Below are 25,258 nucleotides of genomic sequence, written 5' to 3'. Positions count from 1 at the left end.
AACTCTCAATCACGGTCTTCTGGAATAAATACATGAATATCAGCTTCATCACTTTGATTCCAATGAATGAATATTCTGCGACCTAATATCTTTTCTTCTATCTTAATTTCTTCAATTTCATAATAAACTTCTTCATTTGCATTAGTACTTTTCTCAAGATAATTTTTCACTTGTTGCTCAAATCTCAACTGTCCAGCATATTCCTTGGAGTTTCGATTTGCTCTAAAATCTTGAGGTGAGATATTGCTTTTATTATTTATACCAAAAAATTGATTGGATTGTGAGTTATTAGCATTACGTTCATCACTTGTAAGTAAATACTTATCAAATGAGTCAGCAATAAAATGACCTCGATCTTTTGTATTCTTACCTGGAATGGATGGGTCATCAGCATTATGACTTCTTTCCTTAACATGGTTAACATTACTTAGAGCAGCAACGAAATAGTTAGTTTTAGGATTTTTTCTAAGTATAATCTTCCACATTATTGGGTTTTCCCGATATATAGGTTCTTGGGTCACTCTCCAATCTATTTCTACTTTCTTCAAAAAATTATAATATTTACCATTTGAAATTGACTGCATTTCCCAATTTTTAAACTCACAGTTCCAATTATCAATGTTCAACTCATCACCATATTGGTTATGAGCAATCGATATCAATGTGATATCTGAGTTACTACTATTTGTTGTCATAATTCATTTTCTCACCTATTATTTATTTTTTATCTTCGTCATTATTGATAGTTTAATATAGCTCACATTAATTCTAAAATCTCTTTTTGTTTATTATCAAAAACTTTTTTTGAATCAATGATTTTTTGGTAAAAATCATATTCAATCTCTGTAAAGTGACAGAATACTTCAGCACACTCAATTAAAATAGGATTTAGTTTTTCTCTTGGGGGCAATCCAACTGAAAATTTAATTTTGTCTCCTTTTTCAAAACATTCTGTCCAAAAAGCCTGATGAAATGCGACTTCAGACAAATGAACATAACCAGATGATTTATTGTAAATTTCTTCAATCTCGGGATAATACTTCGACATCCTTTTCTTAAGATTGGCATCAGTCATCTTTCTATTTTGATTATCTTTCATATTCTTAATAGGTGTACCACTTAATGTTTCTTTAATAAATGATCTTCTGTCCTCTGATATAAAAGCCGCAAAGACTCTCATAAGGTTATCAAGTTGTGTTCGTACTATAATTCCTGCACAAGTCAGATTTCTCGTTCTTAATAAGTTCATTATTCCATCAATAAATTGAACTCGTCTGTTAAGCGCAGAAATAAAAAATAAATCATCTTCAGTAAGATTTTCACCAATAATACCAGCAGCTATTGACTTTGATTCCTCACGATATTCTCTTAATTTATTGAAATATGTCTCTATTTCATTGAAATATTCATCATTTGTCATTACATTTCCTCCTAATTTATCTTTCTAATATGGATTCAATCATTGGTTCAATCCCATTTTCAATCAAGTTATCTATCTTACGCTGAGCAGAAAAGCGCCCAACTTCGTAGGCTACATAGTGTAAAATCTGAGCAGCCACTTCTTTAACATTGAATGAAAATTGTTCCTTTAGAACTCTATAAGAAAGGGTAGCAAAAGAGTCTGCATCTTCAAATCGTTTCAAATATTGCTCATAGTTAGAATGAATCGTCTGAATGATATAAATCGCATGTGTATCATCTAACTTCATAAAGATCATTAAGCTTTCAATAAAAACATTACTTTTTTTTATACATGCTTGACATAACTCTCTTGCTGGCATTTCATAGATATAGTTTTCTATGTCGTCATCAAAAACACCGTTGCTAATTTTTTCCCATATTGTCTTCTTAAAAGCATCGTCGCTTCTAATTCTCAACCATGCATTTAATGCACTCAACATTTCAGTAGCATCTTGATACCTATAATCAGGTTCTAAATTCGTAGCTTTTTCACTAACAGAACGAAGTGAATGAGAAGAAATATTAGGATACTTAGTCATAACAAAATTAATAATACGTCCCAGCGAATACACATCGCTTCGTTTATCGGCATCTTTTAAAAGCATTAATTGCTCTGGTGCGCAATAAAAGAGTTGACCAAAGGAAGTTGTGTCCATTGTTTGATGAGATGTCAGAGTGTTTAGGTTTTTTCCTAAACCAAAATCAGCAATCTTAATTATCCCATTCACGAAAAAAACATTGGTTGGGCTTAAGTCTCTATGCAAAACTCCTTTTTGATGGACAAGAGACATAGTGTGAAGTATCTGGCGTAGTATATTGATTTTGGAATCCCCTGTTAATTCACTTTCTTCAATATAATCAGCCAATGTATAATCAGCTTTTTCCATTGTGTAAGAGTAACTACCACTATCAAAATCATACACTCTGATAACATTTTCAATATCAGAACAAGATTTAGTTATTTCATACTCTCTCTTAAATCTACTTCTCAAAGCCTCACGTCTAACAGATTCCTCATTTAACTTTTTTAACACCAATCCTGTAGATTTTTGGAAATAAATATCAGCGAAGCCCCCTTTCCCAATCTCAACTAAATCTGCATCAATTTCCACTAAATAAAACTCATTCCCCTTTTTTGAGATTTTTAAAGAATAAACAGAACAAATTTTATCTAATTCATTTATTATTTTCTGCTGCTGCTCTAGAGCATCCACTTCGCTTATCTGACGCTCTGTTAAAAGATATTGTTTGCTGAGTATAAGGTTGAAAAATGAATTGATAATACCTCTAGATGAAAAGTCCAACAGCTTGTCATTCACATATATCCATCTTGTAGGAAAACCATGACCATAACTATCTTGAGTATGGAAATGGGTATTGAAAAAAGAAACTAGCTGAGGTCCTGATTTATAAGTAAACAGCTCCATCTCATCCCCACAGAATATCTTTGCTAGTCTTTTGTAAAAATCTGGATTGATCAATAGTTCGTTCTCCTTATAAATGGTAATTCTTTAACTTAATAAATGTAGGCAGTGACATATAATCTACTTTCTCGATTAAACAGAGGGTATCGTCTAGAATAGAAAAAATATAAAATCTATCTTGAAATATAGTTACAAAATAGGTATCAAATTCCTTCGCTTTTAAATCTCTGTATTCAAATAATGATTTGAAATCATAATTTAACGCGCTTACAATAATATCATCCGGATTATCAGTCTCTAGTATATCAATCAGCTCAAACGAATATGGAAAAAATAATAAAAGGTTTTTCTGTTTTTCAAGCATTTTCAACACTTTTATGATATCTCTTTCAATACCATACTTTCTAATATTTAAGGAGTTTCCCCCTAATTGAGTAAGCTCCGATATATCTCTTGTTCTGAATGCCACATGGATCTGAGTAGCTTTTACTTCACCGAATTTATTTTTACTTTCATGAATACCAATTATACCGTCACCATCATTGCTAATACCCGGAGAAAACAAATGACTAGCTTGTAATCTAGTGCTAGATGATAATAATTTAAAGTCTATTTCATAATTTTTCGATATTGCATCACATTGACCATTATTCTCATTTAACGGTTTAGAGAAAAGAGATTGACCTTTTTCTTTAAAATGAGATGACTTATTAAGTAGCTCTAGCAAATAGTTCTCATAATTACAATCAGGTTCTCCGTCAACAAAATTTTTAATAATAGTAGCTGGTGGCAGCAGTTTAAATTTTATTCGTGGATCAATATTAGGGTTTAAATTTTCTTCCATAGTAATTCCTCTATGTTATTATACCATTAATATGTCAAGATTTAGATTTTTGGTAATAATAAACAATTATTTCTAATTAATCAATTATACGTCGTTTAAAAAATTATTAATAACAAAAATAATAAAATTTTCTGGAACAAACTTAATATATTAGAACGTACGAGAGATATCCTAAACATATTAATCACTATGATCTTTTGGTTAGCATTTCATATACTTTTTATTGAATGGCAGCAACACCTTACCTATTTGTTAGACTTTTTTTATTTACTATGATATACTATATATATTAATCTATAAAGTTTTTATTTTATTCATATGACTAGAAAGGAATAATTATGCCCGAAACAAATAAATATCAGTATTGTATAAACAACAATGAAATGCTTGAACTTCACGTACTAGAAGAAGAATTCTACAGAAACAAGCAAGAAACAAAAAACAGGTACAGAGGTCAACTACTATGCCCTGGGTGCCGACAAGTACGATTATCTATAAAAGAGAATAGTAATAATAATAGTATTTATCTTGCTGCTTATCCAAACTCTCATCATTCTGAAAATTGCGAGTATTTACTTAACCCTGCAACTAAACGAGAATTAAAAGTATTCTATGATCAAATTTCTCCTGATAGAGCTGAAAAAATGTTAGAACATATTTTAGAAGACAGAGTAGCTGTGGTAAATCCACCTCATAATCAGAATCTTAATGATGATGTTAACAAAGACGAGGGTGACAACTACAAATTGACAAATGAAAACGGGACTAGAAAATACTTACCTAGAAGGTCATTACAGTTAAGAAAAATGGAAGAATCTGATCATTTAGTAATGTACTATGGAGAATGCAGATTGTTTATAGCGCAAGGTAAGTGGGACAACTTCTATCTGAGAATTTTTCGTAATGATGAAACTACCAATTTTCTATGTAGTCTAAAAATTCCAAAAAATGTTTTCAATTACTTATCAGATGAAATTAATTTTATTCCTTGTGAAAAAGATTTAGATGTAAATAACTCTATGGAAAATTCCGTTCTTGCAAGAATAGCTTTTATCTCTACAATTGAGAAAAAATCGTCATTTTTTGATGGAAAAATAACCCATTCTAAGCTATTAAAGGTAATTCAACTATAAATTTAACTTCTTCATAAAATCCTGTAGCAACTATTCTTATAGTTGCTATTTTTCTGATATAAATAGCAATAATATGAAGTATCTAAGTATGGTATAATAGTAACAAAAAAACAGTTATTGTTAGCTTTTTATCTGCTATCAATTTAATACCAGTTTTTATTTCAAAACGGAGAAATTAAATGACTTTTGATAATTTAGTACATCAAATTAATGAACTTGCTGAAACTCAAAGAGACCGGGGGACATATTTTGAGTATCTAGCACGTGCATACTTTCAAAATGAACCCACATACAAAAATGAATTCAAGAATGTATGGATGCTAGCTAATGTTCCAGAGGAATATGGGATTCCCAAAGTTGATCTCGGAGTAGATTTAGTTGCTGAAAAGTATACTGGTGAATTGGTGGCAATTCAGGCAAAATTCTATAACCATACAATACAAAAATCTAATATTGATTCTTTTTTAGGGGAACTTGGGAAAGACTATTATGAATCAGGTATTATTGTTGCTTCGACTGATAAATGGGGCAAAAATGCTGAGAAAGCTCTAGCAGATCGTAGTGATGTTATTCGTATTGGTCTTTCAGATCTTAGAAATTCTCAGATTGATTGGTCAAAATTCTCTTTTGAATCACCAGAAGTAGTCACTGTTAAAGCTAAAAAGAAATTAAGATATTATCAAGAAAGTGCGATTCAGTCTGCATTGAATCATTTTAGAGAAAATGATCGTGGACAACTTATAATGGCTCCAGGAACAGGTAAGACTTTTACAAGTTTAAAAATTGCTGAAGCAATGGCAGAGGAAGCGAAAAAAGAACAATATACTATTCTTTATTTAGTACCAAGTATTCAACTTCTTACTCAAACATTGAGAGGTTGGAATAATGATACAGAAATGACCATGTCTTCTATGGCAGTTACTAGCGATAGAAATGCAAGTCGTGGTAGTGTCAAGCAAGATGAGTCCAATATAGCTATCAAAGCCAGTGACATTGGATATCCAGCAACAACTTCTTCAAAAAAGGTTGTTGAGAACTATTTGGAATTAATGACTAGACCCAAAAAAGAACTATTAGTTGTTTTTGGAACTTACCAGTCAATTGACGTTCTTGGAAAAGCTCAAAAGGACGGTTTCCCAGAATTCGATTTGATTATTGCAGATGAAGCTCACCGAACTACAGGAGCAAAAGCTTTAGGAGATGAAGCATCAGCGTTTACGAAGGTACATAGTAACCTAAATGTAAAGGGGACAAAGCGCCTTTACCAAACAGCAACACCAAAATTATATGGTACTGATGCTAAGAAAAAAGCTGAAGAAAATTCAATTGTTATTTCTAGTATGGATGATGAAAGCTTGTACGGCAGTGTGTTCTATCGTTTAGGTTTTGGAGATGCTATTAGTCACGATATCCTAACTGATTATAAACTGATGGTTTTGGCAGTTGATGAAACAGTTGTTCAGAAAGACATGCAAAAATCTCTGGCTGATTCAGAGAATGGGCTAAATATTGATGATGTGGGACGTATCATTGGTGTTTGGAATGGAATGATTAAACGAGAAAGTTTTTCGGATAAAGTTTCTGGAGAACCAATGAAAAGAGCTATAGCCTTCTCACGAACCATTGAAGATAGCAAGCGCCTATCACAACAGTTTGAGAATGTTGTTAATGACTATCTAAATAGTGATGAAGGTTATTCTGTAAATGTTCGTCATGTAGATGGCAGTATGAACGCCCTTGAAAAAAATGAAGCATTAGATTGGTTAGCAAGTAATGATATACCAGAAGATTCAGCACGTATTTTATCAAATGTCCGCTTCCTAACAGAAGGAATTGATGTTCCTAACCTAGATGCTATTATCTTTCTGTCTCCTCGAAAATCCCAAGTGGATATTGTTCAGGCTGTCGGTCGAATCATTCGTAAATTTGAAGGTAAAGATTATGGCTACATTATTTTACCTATTGTAGTTCCTGAGGGCGCAACGCCAGAATCAATTTTAGACAATAATAAAACATACGATGTTATCTGGCAGGTGTTAAACGCATTGCGTTCAGTTGATGAACGCTTTGAAGCAACTATTAATAAACTGGAATTAAACAAACAGAAGCCTAAAAATATCCAAGTTATTGGAGTGGGTGCGGCACCAGACGACCCTAATTTTAATGACGGTTTTGTGAAAGAGCCGACAGTGGCTTATCAGACAGAATTAGAACTAGACTGGGAAGCTGTTGAAGGGGCAATCTATGGTAAAATTGTCCAAAAAGTCGGTGATAGACGTTATCTAGAGGATTGGTCTAAAGATGTAGCTGATATTGCGAGACGTCACATTCAAGGAATTGAGTTCATCTTAGAACAAAATCCTGATAGTAAATCTGCTTTTGAAAAATTTCTTCAAAGCCTTCAACACAATATCAATGAATCAATTGACCAAAGTCAAGCGATTGAGATGTTAGCGCAACACTTAATCACTTTACCAATTTTTGATGCACTCTTTGGAGAATACAGTTTTGTTAAGAACAATCCAGTAAGTTCTGCGATGGAACAAATTGTAGAAGAATTATCACAATTTGGTTTTGAAAAAGAGCAGAAAGAGTTGCAACCATTTTATGATTCGGTTCGTCTACGTGCAGAGGGAATTGATAACGCTCAGGCTAAGCAGAAAATCATTATTACTCTATACGATAAATTCTTTTCTACAGGATTCAAATCAACTACAGAAAGATTAGGTATCGTCTTTACTCCTGTAGAAGTTGTAGATTTTATTGTCAAATCAGTCGATGTAGTCTTGAGAAAGCACTTTGGTAAGACTTTAGCGAGTGAAAATGTTCATATTTTAGATCCATTTACTGGAACTGGAACATTTATCACTAGAACATTGCATTACTTGAAATCACTGATGGATAATGGTGAAATTACCTTTGATGACATTCTAAGAAAATATACACAAGAACTGCATGCAAATGAGATTGTTCTTCTGAGCTATTACATTGCTGCTATCAATATCGAAGCTGTCTTTGATGAAATTAACGGAGATGAACCGTATGTACCATTTGAAGGGATTGTCTTAACGGATACTTTTGAATCAACTGAAACAGAAGATACTCTTGATGATACCTTCTTTGGAACCAATGACAAACGCTTGAAACGCCAACAAGAAAAACCGATCACTGCTATTATAGGTAATCCACCTTATTCTATTGGACAAACAAACGCTAACGATAACAACAAAAATATTTCATATCCTAAATTAGAGCAAAGACTAGAAGAAACATATGTTTCCAGATCTAGTACAACTTTGTCTAAAGGTCTTTATGATTCCTATATTAAAGCCTTCCGTTGGGCATCTGATCGTCTTACAAGTCAAGGAGTGATTGGATTTGTAACGAATGGTAACTATCTTAATACAAATTCAGCTGATGGTTTACGTGCTGGACTTTATGAAGAGTTTAACCATCTTTATATTTTTAATCTCCGTGGTGACCAGAGAACACTAGGAGAACAATCTCGAAGAGAGGGTGGGAAAATCTTTGGCTCGGGTAGTCGTACACCCGTTGCAATTTCAATTCTGGTTAAAGATGGCTCAGATAGTCATGAACTCCATTATTATGATATTGGTGATTATTTATCGCAAAAGGAAAAGTTAAATATTATTGAAAATTTCTCTGATATATCGTACATTACTTGGAATACTATTCAACCAGATGAAAACAACGATTGGCTCAATCAAAGAGACCCGAATTATCAGAAATATACTAAACTTGCTGGAGAAAGTAGAGCTATTTTTACAAATAGTGCAGTCGGTGTAAGTACAAATCGTGACTCATGGGTAATTGGTTTTAATAATAAAGCCACATTGAGTAAAGCAAGAACATTGATAACCAACTATAATAGCGAGGTGGAACGTCTTAGTAAAAGTGCTACAATTGACATCAACCGTAATGAGTCGTTTGTTAAATGGACAAGAAAATTAGAGCAATTATTAGATAAATGCAAATTAATTGAATTTGATGAACAAAACTTAATTCCAATAATGTATAGACCTTTTACTAAAAAATGGATATATTACCAAAATGAAGTTGTGGAAAGCCCAGGACAATGGTACAAAAAGTTTGGTGAAAGTAATAAAGTTATAGTCACTACTGGTCGTGGAGCTTCTAGAGATTTTTCTGCTTTAGTTTCAACTCAAATACCAAATTTAGATTTGCAAGAGAAAGGACAAGGCTTTATGCGTTATGACAATGAAGTTGACGAATTATCATTGTTCCAAAATAACGATAATATGAATCAGGAATTTGCTGATAAGTTAGGTTTAAATTTGGATGACACCTTTGCTTATGTCTATGGGTTACTCAACTCTAAAGAATATCAAGAAAAGTATGCTAACGATTTGAAGAAAGATTTCGCAAGAATTCCAATTGTAAAAAATACAGATAGATATGTTGAAGTTGGTAAAGCTTTAATGGATCTACATCTCAACTATGAAGAGGTTCCTGTTTATGATGGAGTTGAAATTACACCTCTTGTTAATCCGAGCTACAAAGTAACCAAGATGAAATTTGCAAAGAAACGTGATGAAAATGGTAAATCGGTGAATGATTTATCTACAATAATATTTAACAGTGATATCACAATTAGCAATATTCCAAAAAAAGCATATGAATACGTTGTTAATGGTCGCTCGGCTATTGAATGGATAATAGATCAGTATCAAGTTAAAACTGATAAAAAATCTGGAATTACAGATGATCCAAATGACTACAGTGAGGATGAAAAGTATATCTTCAATTTGCTATTGAGAATCATTAATGTATCTGTCCAAACAGTTGATTTAATCAATAGCTTACCTAGATTTGAGGTGGAGGAATAAGAACATGGATTTCTTTTACGACAAAGAAAAAGATTATGAGAAAATTGAATTGCATTATCTATCTAATACAATTTCCTACGGTATAGAGAAAAATGAAGATGGAAATTCTTTTTTTTATGATTCTAACGGAAAACTGGAACTTCCTGACTCTCAAGAAGAACAGCCAAAAGTCTTTACAAAAATTGACTTTCAACGTATGATTAGCGAAAGAATTCACAAAATAGTTTACGGTGAAAAATATTCAAACATTGTTTTTCTAGTAGGTGCAGGAGCATCAGTGACACAAGATTTAAATCCAAATTTTGGAAAGACAGTAAAAATGATTGCTGATGATGTGTTTTTAAAACTAGATAAATCGGATGAATTATATACACTAAAGGAATTGGCTAGTCAATGTAGATACAAAGATGGGAATATATTAGATAAAGAATCTGAGGAAACTGAGACATATAAATTGGCAGACAATTTTAACCTAGAGGATTTCTTATCAACACTATTCCATTATCGACCATATGTACCGGATACAGATAAAGATAAATTTAATAATAGTATCAAAAAGATTTTACAGCTAATTAAAGAAAATACAAACTATTCATATGACAGTAAGGAATTGAAACACGGTACGTTATTAAACTTTTTGTCAAGTCTATCAGGTAAGGAGGGGAATAAGTTTTCGGTTATTACGACAAACTATGATGTTTTAATCGAAGAAGCTGCTGCTGCAAATAATTTTGTTATTTTTGATGGTTTTAATTTCACTCCAATACCGAAGTTTGACAGCAGTATGTTTGAATGGAATCTTGTAAAGGAGGTTCAGAATATCAACACCAGAGAAGTTGAATATAAGGATAAGACATTCAATCTTTTAAAAATACATGGTTCACTTACCTGGGAAAAACAAGATGATGGAACCATTCTGAGAAAAGATAAAGATAGCATAACAGATACAGATAGAATGGTAATGGTCTTTCCAAGTTCTGATAAATATGCCCAAAGTTACCAAGAACCATATTTTGAACTCTTTACAAAATTTCAAGATCTTATAAAACGTCCAAACACCTTGTTAATTTCATCTGGATTCAGTTTCGCGGATGTTCACATTTCCAAAATGATTACTCAGGCATTGAAAAATAACACAAGTTTAAAACTTTTGATTACTGATTTTAATATTGATCCAAATAGAGAGTACAGCAAGGATGAGGGAAAATTCAAGTTAATTAATGATACTGATTCGAAATACAATCAAAATTGGGCAGAACTTATAGATTTAATGGATGAAGGATATCCAATTACATTTTTAAAGGCGACCATGAACAGTGATTTAGTTGATTTCTTGAGAGGAAAGTACTTAAATGCCAAAGATTGATATTTTTTATGAAGTAGCTGATAAGAGTAATTATTATCTTGGAATGATTTCACAAGTAAATCGTTCCTATGCAACAATTCAAATTGAGAACTTATCTTTATTCTCATATAGGAAGTTAAGGAAAGATATACTTTCACCTAATACGATTAATTACTATGTTTTAATTGATTCAAGCAATGGTTTATTCTTCGGAGAAATATTTCAATCTAAGGTACCGAATTCAGATAGTGTTCATGAGATGTTGACAAATGGTCAGCAGGAAAAAATATTTCCCGACATAAGTATTGATGTATTGGGATATATACCACTTGGTGAAAAGTATTTTAAATTAAATGGAACTAAGACAGTTGGTATCACTGATAAGGTTTATATCGCAAATGAAAATGCTGTGGAGCTTTTTATTCAATCAATAGAGGTCGATCCTGGTATTGAAAAACAGTTGTCATCTTTTGCTAATCTTGCTTTTGGTCCACAGGATTACTCTGTTAAATTACAGCCTAAAACATTATTTAATAGACACTTAATGACTGTTGGTACTACAAATAGTGGAAAATCTACATCAGCTTTGAGTATATTGGATAAACTAATCAATGATGGTATAAGGACTTTAATAATAGATCCAACAGGGGAGTATTCAGACTCATTTACAGCCGATGAAGTAGATAAATACGTACTTGGAAAAACTGCTTTTTTACCTTTATCACAAATGTCAATCAATCAATGGTCAATTCTATTTGAAACAAATGATGGAACACAACCAGCAGTATTGGCTGAAGCTATACGTTCTTTGCGTTTTCAATATAAAAATAATAATGATGGAATATATCATAAAGTAGGAAAATCTGTTAGTGCTGTAGAAGTAGAGCTTTCAAGTCTGACGGATGAAGATAAGAATTTTAATATTAATCTTTTATCTGCACAAATAGCCGTTGAAACGACTAAACAGAATAAAAAGGGAGAATTTGAGGCGGATTTATTCAACTTCAATGTGAACCAGTACCTCATTCAAAAGGTCAATTATAAGTTAAATAACACATCGCTTGTAAATTTTTTTACTTCAGATGGTCAAAGTTTAATTGATATTATCAATAGATTTTCAGCTGGAGAAACTAACAAATCATTATATATAGATGTTTCTCAGATTGGAACAACTGATGGAATTGGAGGAATGATTATTGACATCGTTTCAAATCATTTAGTAAATTTAAGTTCATCATTAATAAAACCGTTTGTTATGTTTATTGATGAAGTTCATAGATATACAAAAGGTATTAATAATAAGGGCTTTACATTTTACACGGGATTAAATAGTATTGCTCGCGAGGGTAGAAAGAAAGGTATATTTCTATTTTTGACAACTCAGAATCCAAATGATGTTGATAAAATATTGTTAGGGCAAGTTGGCACTTTATTAGTTCATAGGCTAACTTCTCCAGATGAAATAAAAGCTATTCAAAACCATCTTATGGAGAATCAAATTAATCAAATTAAAAAGTTAAATACCGGTGAAGCAGTCCTGACTAGTATTAATTTACTTAAAAATTTATATATAAAAGTTGAAAGGTGCAATCGTCCTCATCATAATGATACACCTAGTCTTGGAGAGCGGGTTAAATCCAATAAATAACTATATGTCTTTTATACAGTAATCTCATACAAAACAATCCATGTAATAAGAGTCTCGGTTGAATTAGACTATTTTCTAAAACTTTGATACAAACAAATACCTACTGAAGTATAGCGCTTCAGTAGGTATTTGTTTGTACATAAAACATTTATTATATTTAAAATCTGACATAGGGGGCAATGTGCTCCAAGCTGTTTTTTAAGTTCACCTTTTTATGGCATACTACTATTATATATTAAAAAATGAAAGAGCCATCAGAGTCATCGTTCAGATGGCTCTTTTTTTTTGCCCAAAAAAGGAGAGTAGTATAATGCGAAATAAACAAATCATTTGTCCAATATATGTAAAAATATTAGGTAAGTATTTGAAAGAGGAAATGAAAAACAAGGGATTGAAACAAGATGAAATAGGTCTAACATGTGGTCAGGATGATATTAAAATGATCAGTAGTACTACGATTAGAGAAATTTTAAAAGGGAATCGAAATATGACTAGTGAAGTAGCAGATGCATTTCAAGAAAGCTTGGGAATTAATATACCTAAAAATCTTTTTTTCCCAAACGAAGAGTTTTGTACAAGACTTATTTCAGAAATTTTAGAAGCTGTAAAAACAGATTCACATTTTGAAAATTCATTGCTCCGACTACAACTACTTAAATTTTTGAACAGGAGATATGGAAATAATGAAGTTAAATTTGAAAATTTTGAAAAACATATTATTGACAAATTTATCGTAAGTTTGTTAGATCTTTTTCCAACGTTTCCAGTTGAAGAAACATCCTATGAAATTTCAGAGAAAATCTGCGACTGGCTTAGTGAATTAGCTTGTTTATTATCACAATAATGTTTTTTAAACCGTCAAAAAATTTGACGGTCTATCAATAATCTCTTTGATAAACTGTAGTTATCTTAGCTAAGAAAAAATAAAGGAGGTACGTTTATGCGTACAAATAATCGTAAAAATGGCTACTCAGCTAACACAGCTAAACAATATGTTGATCAGAAACAACCAATTCATTGTCTAAGTACTGAATTCGAAGCGCAAATCAAATTTGAAGACGGTCAACCAACTGGAGAGATTATTGGACACAAAGCATGGTTTACTCAAAAAGGGCTACCACCGTTTCAAGTAAAATTTGAATCTGAAGTTGCACTTCCGTCTTATTTAGCAATGGTTGATTTTGACAATCTTGAAGCTTGCGAAGTTGGTTACAATGTTTATTTTCGAGCTAATAATCTTAAAGAGGTTAAATAATGAATGATAAAGAGCTCGCTCAATACTTGCTCCAAGCCCTAAATATGGGGCTTGGCAGTATTATGCAGGGAGAAAGTAGTTACACGAACAGTTTTTCAACGAGGATTTTGCAAGATGGTTTTCTATTTATCCCACGATTGCCAGCTGGGTACATCATTGATGATGATCTCTATCAGAAGATTTTTCTGATTGCTAACGCTGCGCTTTATCCACGATATACAGTACTTAAACAAAATTCTGCTTATTTCCTTGCTCTTGAAACAGATGATATTCATGTTCAACGAGGGTTGTTCTTCCCTTGGAAGCAAGGGATTTCCAAACGGCTTTTAATTTCAGATTTAGATCAGTTTGTTTTGAAACAAGAAAAAAATATTATCCCGATTATGAAGAATCTCACTCTTGATTTTAACAAAGTAACTTCGATGGCTATTGCAGGAAACAGCGGATCTGGTAAATCGTATGCTCTGACTTATTTTCTAAGTTTACTTAAAAACTTTTCGGACTTAATCATTGTCGATCCTAAATTTGACACCCCTTCACGCTGGGCACGCGAAAATAGTATTGCAGTCATTCATCCTCAACGCAATCGCTCTAAGTCAGACTTTGTGTCTGAAATTAATGAAAACCTTAGTTCGTGTTTGAATCTTATTCAAAAACGACAAGAAGCACTATACGATAATCCTGATGAGAAATTTAAGCATTTAACTATTGTCATAGATGAAGTTTTGGCATTATCCGAAGGTGTGAATAAAACAATAAAAGAATCCTTCTTTTCACTCTTATCCCAGATTGCTCTTCTTGGGCGAGCGACTAGAGTTCATCTTCTGTTAGTTAGTCAGCGTTTCGATCATAACACAATACCGGTTTCCGTTCGCGAACAGCTGAATGTGCTTATTCAAATTGGTAATATCAACAAGAAGACAACTCAATTTCTGTTTCCAGATTTGGATCCAGAAGGGATTGTGATTCCTATTGGCAAAGGTACAGGTTTAATTCAAATCATTGACAATGAACATCCCTACCAAGTGCTTCCGTTGCTCTGTCCGACTTATTATACAAAGAAAGGTATTTTGTAATGGAGAAGACATTTTTTCAGAAGACATTCAATCTATCTAAATATCTTTTAGTTTTTGTAATTTTTAATGCTATCTTGAGTATCACTTCTCGTCTTTTAATAATTTTGTTTGATAATGAAGTTTTTTCAAGAAAAATTATCATAATCCAAAATAAATTGTATCTGATTTCTATGATATTTCTATTAGTTGCTATTATGTTGTTTATCCTTCTTACAATTTTATTAACAATTGAGCTGACGGATAGATATAAAACAGACAAAATACCCAACTATTTTGAATCAGTGAAACAAACTATAAGACTACGTTATTTTTTAATACAACACGAGACTATCTCTAGTGTAAATAGTCTCCAAAGAAATCCAATTACACAAGATTTTAACAAATCTGTTTCTGACAGTATTGTTGATGTGAGAAATGAAAATGTAGTAGTTGTTCTAAAGTATCCTACTTCTCAACAATCACAACAAATTTTTAGAAACATGGAATCACATGTTAAGGAAGAAATCTCGAATTACAATCCTAAATTTTATTTTTCATCTCCAGAGAGAATTGGAAATAGACTGTTTTACAAAGGTTCAAAAAGATAGTGAAAATAGAGTGTTTGACTCACATCGTGAAAGTCAAACACACTCTATTTTCTTAAACAATTTACATTCAATGGGGCTACTACGACCCCCATTGAATCAATAATCAATAATCAAAAGTTTTAGGCATTACACTGAAATTTTTACAAATTTTTTAAAAAATGAATTAGGCAGAGGTAAAAATGATGTTAAATTTCAAGCAACAAGCAATCAAATGTTTATTATTGTTAAACAAAGGAAGTCCACATATACCGAAAATCATCTATCGAAAATTTTTAAATTAGTAATTTAAGAGGTAAAAAATCATGGTGAAAAATCGACGTTCAAATAAATGGACGTTCATAATGTATCGAGATAGTGCTCCAACAGATTATTTAGATATTCTTGATGGGACGCAAATTCCTTACGTGCTAAGTCCTTGGCATGATAAAGATGTTAACAAAGAAACAGGAGAACTGAAAAAACCTCACAAACATGGTGTTTTATTCTTTGATTCTCTAAAAAGTTATTCACAAGTTTCTGAATTGTTGACTGAAAAACTACATACTCCTCAACATGTCGAAATTGTCATGTCTGCTTCAGGATTGTATAATTACTTCACTCACGCTGAGAATCCAGAGAAAACTAAGTATGATCCAAATGATATTGAGTCGGGTTGTGGATTTGATCGCAAAAAATTTCTACTTGAAAATGATTATGAGTCTCTATTAGCCTACGCCCTTGATATTATTGATACAATGGGATTCACTGAATTTGGCAGTTTAGTAAGTTATGCTCGTAAAAATGACCCTGATCTGCTTCGTCTGATTATACAAAAAACTTACTTTTTCTCGAGACTTCTTGATTCTATGAGATATAGCAAGAGAGAAGAACAATTTAAAGATCTGGAAAAAAGTAAGTTGCTCATGCAACCTAAAAAAAATAATAAAAAAAGAGATGGAGATCTGGATCGATGACTTCTAGTGAATTAACGAAATTAATTCAGATTGAGAGATTATTAATTTCTTTGACAACGTTGGCTCAGAGTCATAATTATGAAAATAAGCATTACAATATTCTCACTCAAAAAGATTTACTTTCGCTTTTTAAGATTTCCCCAAACACTTTAAAATCTTGGGAAAATACAGGACTCAAAAGACTTGAGCCACCCATTGAAGGAACTCGAACAGTCTATTATAAGATGAATGATGTAATAGATTATTTGACTCCATAATATTTAAAATGTGCTAAAATAGTAATATCACATAGAATAATGTGAGGTTGTTATTTTAGCCTTTTATATATCCGAACGTGAAAGGCTACTATGCAGAAAGAAACTATCATTCACAACAATCGAAAAGTCATTAAAAGTATCAAGAATAATGGAACTATTAGCTATACGCAACGTGGTGTGTATATTGGTGTAGATGTTAAGACTGGAAAAAAAATTACATCATCTATAACTGCTAAAACTCTAAAAAGTCTGGATAGGAAAATCATTCAAGCTCGGATTGATTTTGAAGCGAAGGGATCAACTCTAAAAGAGACCTTGTCGATTAATAACTTCGAGGAATTAGCAGAAGCGTGGTTTGTCAGTTTTGTAACTTGGGTGACTTCTCAGAATACGATCAACCGAGTTCGAAGCTATCTTGATACCTATCTTATCCCTAAGTTTGGAGAATATAAGCCTGAAGAGATAAAATCTGCTGATATTCAGATTTGGGTTAACGAGCTAGCTCTACAATCTAAAAAGTCTGTTGAATCGGGTGTTAAAAAATCCAAAAAGGGACACGCCAAAGATTTCGGTGCAGTTATCTATAAGCTTAGTGATATTTTCGATTATGGGATTACGAATTTCGAACTTTCTCATAATCCAGCTAGGACAGTAAAAATCCCTCCAAAACCGAAGGTGGTAAAGGAGAGAATCATGGTATTGCATGGAGATGACTTGGCTATTTGGCTGAACTATCTTGATACTCTTCCTGATACTCGAGCAAATCGAAGATTTAAGGTTATATGCGATACACTATTAGCTTCTGCACTTCGAATCAACGAGCTTCTAGCTTTGACGATCAATGATTTAGATTTTGATGCTAATGAAATTATCGTCAATAAAACGCTAATGTGGAAAGCTGGAAATAAGAAACTTGGGATTAAGGGCGAGATTGTTTGTAAGAACAGTGCCAAAACGGATGCTGGTAACAGAAGAGTTGCAGTCCCGAGACAAGTCTTAGATGACTTGAAAGCTTTTCATGCTGAGATGAGTGATTATTTTGTGAGTCACGATTTACCAACTGTAGACTTAATTTTCCCTACAATTTACGGGAACTATATGTGTGACAGAAATGAACGTGCAACGCTTAAAAAGCGTTTAACCGAGTTAGGACTACCAAACTATGGTTTTCACCTTTTCCGCCATACACATGCTTCTTTAATGCTGAATGCTGGTGCAAACTGGAAAGAGCTCCAGATAAGAATGGGCCATAAGTCGATTAAAACGACAATGGATACTTATGCTGAATTGGCACCGAAAAAGAAGGCAGAAGCAGTTGAAATCTATCTCAAAGAAATTGCAAAATTGACAGCATAGCAAAATGACTACATTTATGACTACATTTTCTAAAGAACAATCTAAAAACGTTGATATGACGGCGTTTAAAGAGTGCTAAAATACCATTAACAACCTTTACTGAAGTTAAATAATTGCGTTTAAAAAGTCGTTGAAAATCAATTTCAACGACTTTTTTCTTTTTGCCAAATGCGAACTATTGCACTAAAAACCAACCGAATCACTACCTTTTTCACTACTTTTTTTGAAATAAAAATAAAGATTCGGACAATTAAAAGCAAGAGAAACTTCACGATAAGGTTTCTCTTTTTCCTATGTATACTCCGACATCTATTTATTCTTATCATTGTGTTATAATAGAGTGAATTATATATTCACGCAATAGTGCTTTAAAAATTCCATCAAAAAGTTCCAATTAAATCTGCCTGTTTTATCTTTCACAATTAAAAGTCCTACAAGCTTTTAAATCGAATTTTGATGGAAAATATTCGCGTGATTTTCGCGTGATTTTCGCACGACGGTTTAAGATGACATCTTATAAAGACTATGAAATCAAGGATTAGTAGTTATCTATCAAATTTATTTTTTCGCGTGATAATCGTAAAAAACTTTAAGAAATATTGTATTTTAGGAAAGGGAAAAAATGAACTTAATTTTTGAAGGGGTTGATTTAGAATACAAAAAAGCTGAAAATAGTCTACCAAAATCTTTCTGGGAAACCTACTCAGCATTTGCAAATACCAATGGCGGAAAAATAATTCTCGGAATAGATGAAAAAAATATCGACCCCTACCAAGGAGTCAATAATCCTCAAAAAATACGAAACAATTTATTTGCTTTGGTTGCAAACAAACAAAAAGTTAGTTGTAATCTACTTACTGATAATGACATTGAATACATTGACATTCCAAACAAAGATAAACAACTCATAGTAGTCACTGTAAGAGAAGCCAACCCTGACCAAAAACCTGTTCATCTAAAAAATGATTATCGTGAATCATATAAAAGATTAGGTGAAGGTGATGTTCGACTTGACAAAGAAGAGCTCAAGTATCTGATGACGAGTTCTCATGATGATATTGATAGTGAGTTACTTAATAATTTTGATGAAAACGACCTAAATTTAGATACAATAGAACATTACAAAAAGTTATTAATTGAACTTACTGGAAACACAAAATATAATAGCATTTCTTTGAGAGATTTTCTAATCGAAATTGGTGTATTTAAAAAAGATAGAACAAATAATACATATAAATTAACCGCAGGAGGACTGATATTCTTTGGAAAGTATAACTCTATCATTTCTCGTTATCCAAAATTTCAACTAGACTATTTTGAAAAAGATACCTCTCTTTCAACTAGGTGGAACGATAGAATTTCAACAGGTGATATGATGTACCCTGATTTAAACATGTTCGACTTTTTCAATTTAGCATATAAGAAATTAACTACTACAACAAATGATAGATTTGAGTTTAATAACGAATCTGCTCATCGTTTACCATTCAAGAAAGACCTATCTGAATCTATACGTGAAGCTTTAGTAAATTGCTTAATGCATGCTTACTATGATTTTGATTCTCCTATAGTTATTACGGCTTATCAAGACTTCTATGAATTTAAAAATCCAGGTAAGATGAAAATTTCTATTCCTGAATTTATACATGGCGGAACTTCCAAAACGCGAAACAGTACAATCTCTTCATTATTCCGTAGAATTGGGATGTCAGAAAAAGCTGGGTCAGGCGGACCGAAAATTTTTGATATTTCCGAAAAATATAAACTAAAAATTCCTGAAGTAAGCACTACCTTTGATAGTACTGTTGTTACAATCTGGAAAGTAGATTTATTATCTTCTTATTCAGACATATCAGATAATGAAAAGATAATACTTGAATATATCATAAAAAATGGTAGCATTACTAAAAATGATGTCCTCGAAAATTCTTTAATGACCGAATATAAATTTAGAGAAAACCTGAAATCTCTACAAAATAAAAAGTATATTGAGATAGAAGGTAAGGGACGCTCTACAAGATATGTTCTCCCCAAAAGTTCAACCGAACAATACCATATTATTAAACAACAAATCAAAAATCTTGGAGATTTCATGACTATGTATTAAACATTAAACCTGTTCAAAAACTAATGTTTATCCTTTATCTTACTTTTCCAAAATTTTCAGAATCTAAAATGCAGACTTAACAAGCCTGCATTTTTGGGCTCTATAATTTCTGTAGTGAGTAAAACTACCATAGGAAATATGGAATCCATAATAAGACCTCTTAAATAGATTTTGGGTATTTACCATGTCTACTTAAGAGGTCTCATATCAGAATGTGAATTAGAGTGTTTCTTTTGCTGTAAGTAATGGAAAATTACTCTCAATAGTATTTTAAAATAATCTTTTTATTCTTGAGGGTAACTAAACAAATTAGAAACGCAAAGATAAACAGGTTAAACTACCATCGATTTTCTTAAATTCGTCTGTATTAACGACTTTTACAGGGTAACCTAGATTTTTTATATGTTCTAATGTTTTTGGGTATCCAGCAGGAACTAACACTGTGCCATTTATATACAAACTATTAATTGCATATAATTCCTCTTTAGGAACTACAAATCTATTAAATTCTCTGAACTCGGGAACTTCATTCATTTTTGCACTAACCAACATATTGTTATTTTCTAGATAAATCACAAAATCTTTCAAATGCAAACCTTCTGTCACTGGTATTGTGGAAGAAGTGTAACCGAATTGAGAAACTATTTCACCAAATTGTTTAGCACCTTCTTTATTGGTACGATCAGATAAACCTACATAGAAATGTTTTCCTACAAGCATTACATCTCCACCTTCCATCGTTCCTGGGGATTCAATGTGAAAGATTTGTTCGTCAGCGTAGAATTTCTTTATAGCAGGTTCAATTTCAAATTTTTCACCGTTCCTCGATTCTCTTGGGGAATTAGTAATAATTGCACATTCTTTCATTACTACTGCTGGATCTTCAACAAAACATGAATCTGGGTATTCCTCTAAAGCTTCAAGAACCAGTGCTTTTACTCCTAAACTTTCAATTGCATCAACATATTCTTGGTGCTGACTAATTGCTTTTTCATATATAGGCTTATCGTCACTGAACATTCCTGTACTAATTCCTTCAAGCATTGCTTTACATGGTTTTCTAGCAATAATATTCTCATATTTTATCATATTACTTCCTCCAGCAATCATATTCTTCTAAATATATTCTTTTTCAACATACTCAGATTGGCTTAACATCAATAGATTTTCATACATTACATGGAAACTAACAATATCTCCTAATTCGTAACAATGTTCGCTTTCAGTAATATCTAATATCGTATGGTCGCTACTACCACCAATTACTTCAATGTTTGAGTCTAATGGCCGAAGATGTAAACAATCTCCTAAATCTTGCCTTCCAACCGCTATCAGAGCTCTGCGACGAATACCTTTGTCTTCATATTCCTTCTTGTTTCCAAATGCATCAACTGCAATTGTACCAATTGGATGACTTGGTTTGTTTTTCAATTCAACAATTTCCGCCTGTAGCGTAAATGCTTCATCTTCATCAGGAAATACCTTATAATCAAAGCAATCATCCAAATCACTAATATACAACGCATCCCCAACTCTTAGCTGCGTGATACCCTCTGGCATAGATCCCTTTGCAACTAAAGGTAAACTAGTTGAAGCACCCCCAGAAACAACCTCAATCCTACGTCCAATTGCTTTACTAACTTTTTCAGCCTTTGAAATCAGTTCCATCATTTTTTCTGGGGTAGGCATAATTGAGCCATAACACCCTAGATTTGTTCCAACGCCTAATAAATGTAAGTTTTTTAATTCTTGTTCAACAGTACGTGTTGTATTCAGCAATTCCTCTTCGTCAAAAATTCCCTCACGCAAATCACCACATTCAGTCATAATAATCACATTATGAATTTTATTTTGCTCTGAAGCAGCCCGGTTTAATTCTTTTAAAATCTCTAACGAAGAATTCAAGCTAATATCTGCACAAGAAACTAATTCATCAACTTCACTAAGCATTGGTATACGTAAGTCGTAAGTAAGAATATTTGGATTAATCTCTTTTACTCTTTTCAATTGAGATAGTCGCGAAGAAGCCAACGTTTTAAAACCTGCATCTATTAATGTCTTAATAATTTCTTCAAGTCCGTTAATTCCTTTTATTACACCAACAACCTCAATTCCAATATCATTACACATGTCTAATACATTTTTGGCATTATGTTTTAACTTTTTCTTATCAATAACAAACTTTGGATAACCCACGTTGTTCACCTCAAATCTATTATTATTATTTTTTACATGGTAGATAAATCAATTGTACCGTTAAAAATCAGGACTAGACTGACAATTGCCAAGGCTACTATTACTAGGGCAATAATTTTTTCGATATTAGTGAGGAATTTCTTATTATTTTCTTTACGAGCCAAATAGTAAACAATCATACAAGGGGCGAAAAGAAGTGCTGTAATAATAATATACTTCCAGCCTGTTGAATACATCAAATATCCCATTGCAATAGTTGAAATACAACCAAGCAAAGCATTCAATTTAAAACCGTTATCAAACCTGATTGATTTTTTAATCATAGTCAAACTAACTGTGAAATATGGAACCAACATTGTACTTGAAGCAAATAAAGCCATAACATTATAAATTGATTCATTGATTATAATGGTAATGAAAAATGCTTGTTGAATAATTGTGGATACCAGTAATGAATTTGTTGGTTGCCCAACAGTATTTTCAACACCAAAGAATTTAGGGACAATTTCATGCTTCGCTGCAACATCTAAAATTTCACCAGCAAATAAACAACATCCGAACCAACATCCCATTGCTGAAAGTGCAATACCTAGGTTCATTAGAATTGCTCCCCATTTGCCTACGACTGCCTCTAATATGCCACCTAATGCAGGTACTTCCATTTTTGAAACTTGCACTTGTGAAAGTACTCCAAAGGTTAAGAAGGTCAGCAAGAGATACGTCACTGCAATTACAATATAAGAAATCACAATTGCTTTTGATGCATCTGATTTCGATTTCGCACGTGCAGAATAGATTAATGCCCCTTCAATACCAACATACACCCAAATAGTTGAACTCATAGCTGTTCCAATTTGACCATTTATAGATGAAGGTAAATCATTTGAAGCAAAAGCGTTTTCCCACAGTCCAGAGTTAAATACATCTACCTTAAATGCCATCAATAAAGCTATAATAAATACTACAATTGGAATCATTTTTGCAAACCAAATAACAGTATTAACTAATGAAGCGTTTCTCGCTCCTGACGCACATATATAGTAGAAGACCCATAAAATAACTGATAACAGAATTAAAGAAGGGATATTATTTCCCCCACGAAACATTGGAATAAAATATCCAAGAGAACTTACCGAAAGTACTCCTAATGAAATATTACCTACAACAATAGATAGCCAATATCCTACACAAGATAAAAATCCAATAAACTTTCCAAATCCTTGTTCTGGAAAACTAAAAATTCCTGCGTCTAAATCTGGATAGTGATCTTGTAGATATTTCAAACAGTAAACGAAAACAGCAAAGGCAATACTTGCAAATACTAGTGCAATTAAAGCAGGGCCTGGAGCTACAGATTTTGCTAAATCACGTGGTAAATTAAAAACCCCTGCACCTATTACCGTAGTAACTGTTAAAGCAACTAAGCCGAGTAGACTAACATTTTGTTGGACAGTATTTTTCTCAGTCATATAACTATCCTCCCCATAAAAATTAAATTATTTTTTAAATATGATGGGAAAAAGAAAATCTTTATCCCATCATATATATTGTTTTATTAAAAACGTAATGAAAGACAGCTCAAACCACCATCAATTTTACGATATTCAGAGGTATCGACAACAAGAACATCATATCCTAAATGTTCAACGGCAGATTGAACCTTAGGATATCCGGCTGGAACAATAACAGTTCCATTAACCCATATACAGTTTGCGGCATATGCTTCATCAGAATCAACAACTATCTTATTAAATGATTCAAATAAAGGATTATCAACAAATTCACCAGCAACCAATAAATTATTATCCTCTAAATAATTGACTCCTGTCTTAAGATGCAATACTTCTTCCAACGGGACTTGAATGACCGTTTTACCATATCCCTCTAATATTTCTTTCATCTGTGCAAAACCTTCATCATTTGTACGGGCTGATTTCCCAACATAGAAGGTATCGCCAACCATCATAATATCGCCAGGTTCAACCATTCCTGGAGCTTTAATTTCATGAACATTTGAATAAAAACTAGATAGCAGTTTACGGAAGTCTTCTAGTTGAGTCTCATTTCGACGAGTATCCGCACCTGGTCTGGAAATTATAGCACATTTATCTGTACAGAGTGCAGTATCTTCCATAAAACATGAATCTGGAAAATCGTCATTTGGTGGTAACACATTAATTTTGACTCCACATTTAGTTAAAGCTTCAACATAATGTTCATGCTGAACTAATGCACTTTCATAAACAGGTTTTCCAAGTTCTGGATTAGAAGTAATACCTTCACTAATTCCTCTTCCAGGAATACGAACAATTACATTCTTAAAGCGTTTCATAAATTACACCTCTCTAATATATCCTGTAAAGTCTGAGTGATACAACCGAAAACATGCCCCATTGTGTATGCGCTTACATTTTTGTAGAGGAAATAACAATGGGACATATAATGGACGCCATCTTTACTTTGAGCAACTATTGAAATACAATAAAACTAAGTTCATTGCACATCATTTTTCCTGTTTTACATGAAAATGTTAACAATATTGTTTCCGAGATTATTCCTTTCTAGTTAACAATTCATGTTCTATTTCTATTCTACCACTTAATTGTTGCATGTCAATATTAGCACTTTGAAACTAGTTTCAAAAACATATAATATCAAGTATTTTGGTATTTCAAAATAGAAAGTTGATATCGGTTGATATCTATATAGAAGTTAAATAATTGAGTAAACAAAAGCCTTTGAAATCAA

General features: G+C 32.4%; 20 protein-coding genes. 12 read left to right on the top strand and 8 right to left on the bottom strand.

The genetic code is table 11. The features are described from left to right. Positions 1-5: 5 nt before the first annotated feature. The 4 genes from O3629_RS07230 to O3629_RS07215 form a co-directional block, all read right to left on the bottom strand. Positions 6-695: a hypothetical protein gene (locus O3629_RS07230; protein ID WP_195412070.1), complete on the bottom strand. Its 690-nt coding sequence runs from the start codon at positions 693-695 to the stop codon at positions 6-8. Positions 696-757: 62 nt separating this feature from the next. After that, positions 758-1,420: a hypothetical protein gene (locus tag O3629_RS07225; protein ID WP_195412071.1), complete on the bottom strand. Its 663-nt coding sequence runs from the start codon at positions 1,418-1,420 to the stop codon at positions 758-760. Between the two features lie 16 nt (positions 1,421-1,436). Then, complete coding sequence (locus O3629_RS07220; RefSeq protein ID WP_371608967.1) at positions 1,437-2,942, bottom strand: serine/threonine-protein kinase; 1,506 nt, start codon at positions 2,940-2,942, stop codon at positions 1,437-1,439. Between the two features lie 13 nt (positions 2,943-2,955). Continuing rightward, positions 2,956-3,729 (bottom strand): hypothetical protein, encoded by a 774-nt coding sequence (locus tag O3629_RS07215; protein ID WP_195412073.1) that lies wholly within the window; start codon positions 3,727-3,729, stop codon positions 2,956-2,958. A 338-nt stretch (positions 3,730-4,067) separates the two neighbouring features. Between O3629_RS07215 and O3629_RS07210 the strand changes: the two genes are divergently transcribed. The 12 genes from O3629_RS07210 to O3629_RS07155 all read left to right on the top strand — a co-directional run bounded on the left by O3629_RS07210 (position 4,068) and on the right by O3629_RS07155 (position 20,314). Beyond that, complete coding sequence (locus O3629_RS07210) at positions 4,068-4,862, top strand: hypothetical protein (RefSeq protein ID WP_195412074.1); 795 nt, start codon at positions 4,068-4,070, stop codon at positions 4,860-4,862. Positions 4,863-5,041: 179 nt separating this feature from the next. Then, on the top strand, positions 5,042-9,730 hold the full coding sequence (locus tag O3629_RS07205) for a type ISP restriction/modification enzyme (RefSeq protein ID WP_195412075.1): 4,689 nt from the start codon (positions 5,042-5,044) through the stop codon (positions 9,728-9,730). A 4-nt stretch (positions 9,731-9,734) separates the two neighbouring features. Continuing rightward, positions 9,735-11,096, top strand: coding sequence for an SIR2 family protein (locus O3629_RS07200; RefSeq protein WP_195412076.1), 1,362 nt, complete (start codon positions 9,735-9,737; stop codon positions 11,094-11,096). Then, complete coding sequence (locus O3629_RS07195) at positions 11,083-12,723, top strand: ATP-binding protein (RefSeq protein WP_195412077.1); 1,641 nt, start codon at positions 11,083-11,085, stop codon at positions 12,721-12,723. The genes O3629_RS07200 and O3629_RS07195 overlap by 14 nt, the downstream gene beginning before the upstream one ends. Positions 12,724-13,033: 310 nt before the next feature. Continuing rightward, positions 13,034-13,567, top strand: a complete 534-nt coding sequence (locus O3629_RS07190; RefSeq protein WP_195412078.1) for a helix-turn-helix domain-containing protein — start codon at positions 13,034-13,036, stop codon at positions 13,565-13,567. Between the two features lie 96 nt (positions 13,568-13,663). Continuing rightward, entirely contained in the window at positions 13,664-13,978 is a 315-nt protein-coding gene (locus O3629_RS07185; RefSeq protein ID WP_195412079.1) for a hypothetical protein, read from the top strand. Further along, complete coding sequence (locus O3629_RS07180; RefSeq protein WP_195412080.1) at positions 13,978-15,054, top strand: ATP-binding cassette domain-containing protein; 1,077 nt, start codon at positions 13,978-13,980, stop codon at positions 15,052-15,054. Before O3629_RS07185 ends, O3629_RS07180 begins: the two co-directional genes overlap by 1 nt. Continuing rightward, positions 15,054-15,641: a hypothetical protein gene (locus tag O3629_RS07175; protein ID WP_195412081.1), complete on the top strand. Its 588-nt coding sequence runs from the start codon at positions 15,054-15,056 to the stop codon at positions 15,639-15,641. Before O3629_RS07180 ends, O3629_RS07175 begins: the two co-directional genes overlap by 1 nt. 302 nt (positions 15,642-15,943) lie before the next feature. Then, positions 15,944-16,594 (top strand): replication protein, encoded by a 651-nt coding sequence (locus tag O3629_RS07170; RefSeq protein WP_195412082.1) that lies wholly within the window; start codon positions 15,944-15,946, stop codon positions 16,592-16,594. Next, positions 16,591-16,851: a hypothetical protein gene (locus O3629_RS07165; RefSeq protein ID WP_195412083.1), complete on the top strand. Its 261-nt coding sequence runs from the start codon at positions 16,591-16,593 to the stop codon at positions 16,849-16,851. Before O3629_RS07170 ends, O3629_RS07165 begins: the two co-directional genes overlap by 4 nt. 90 nt (positions 16,852-16,941) lie before the next feature. Continuing rightward, a complete protein-coding gene (locus O3629_RS07160; protein WP_195412084.1) occupies positions 16,942-18,207 on the top strand; it encodes a site-specific integrase in 1,266 nt (421 codons plus the stop codon). A 622-nt stretch (positions 18,208-18,829) separates the two neighbouring features. Further along, the gene (locus O3629_RS07155; RefSeq protein WP_150905032.1) at positions 18,830-20,314 is read left to right on the top strand and encodes an RNA-binding domain-containing protein; all 1,485 of its coding nucleotides are present in this window, start codon (positions 18,830-18,832) and stop codon (positions 20,312-20,314) included. Between the two features lie 309 nt (positions 20,315-20,623). On the opposite strand, the gene O3629_RS07150 is transcribed toward O3629_RS07155, so the two are convergent. The 4 genes from O3629_RS07150 to O3629_RS07135 form a co-directional block, all read right to left on the bottom strand. Next, a complete protein-coding gene (locus tag O3629_RS07150; protein WP_150905030.1) occupies positions 20,624-21,403 on the bottom strand; it encodes a dimethylarginine dimethylaminohydrolase family protein in 780 nt (259 codons plus the stop codon). Between the two features lie 27 nt (positions 21,404-21,430). Beyond that, positions 21,431-22,510 carry an alanine/ornithine racemase family PLP-dependent enzyme gene (locus O3629_RS07145; RefSeq protein WP_150905028.1) on the bottom strand — a complete coding sequence of 360 codons (1,080 nt, stop codon included), beginning with the start codon at positions 22,508-22,510 and terminating at the stop codon, positions 21,431-21,433. Between the two features lie 32 nt (positions 22,511-22,542). After that, positions 22,543-23,979: an amino acid permease gene (locus tag O3629_RS07140; RefSeq protein WP_150905026.1), complete on the bottom strand. Its 1,437-nt coding sequence runs from the start codon at positions 23,977-23,979 to the stop codon at positions 22,543-22,545. Between the two features lie 86 nt (positions 23,980-24,065). After that, positions 24,066-24,842, bottom strand: a complete 777-nt coding sequence (locus O3629_RS07135) for a dimethylarginine dimethylaminohydrolase family protein (protein ID WP_150905024.1) — start codon at positions 24,840-24,842, stop codon at positions 24,066-24,068. Positions 24,843-25,258: the final 416 nt, after the last annotated feature.

The sequence above is a fragment of the Streptococcus sp. 27098_8_12 genome (genome assembly GCF_041432115.1).
GTDB classification, from domain to species: Bacteria; Bacillota; Bacilli; order Lactobacillales; family Streptococcaceae; genus Streptococcus; species Streptococcus parasanguinis_V.
The sequence above is the reverse complement of the archived record's forward strand: the minus strand, read 5'-3'. Positions and strand labels throughout refer to the sequence as shown.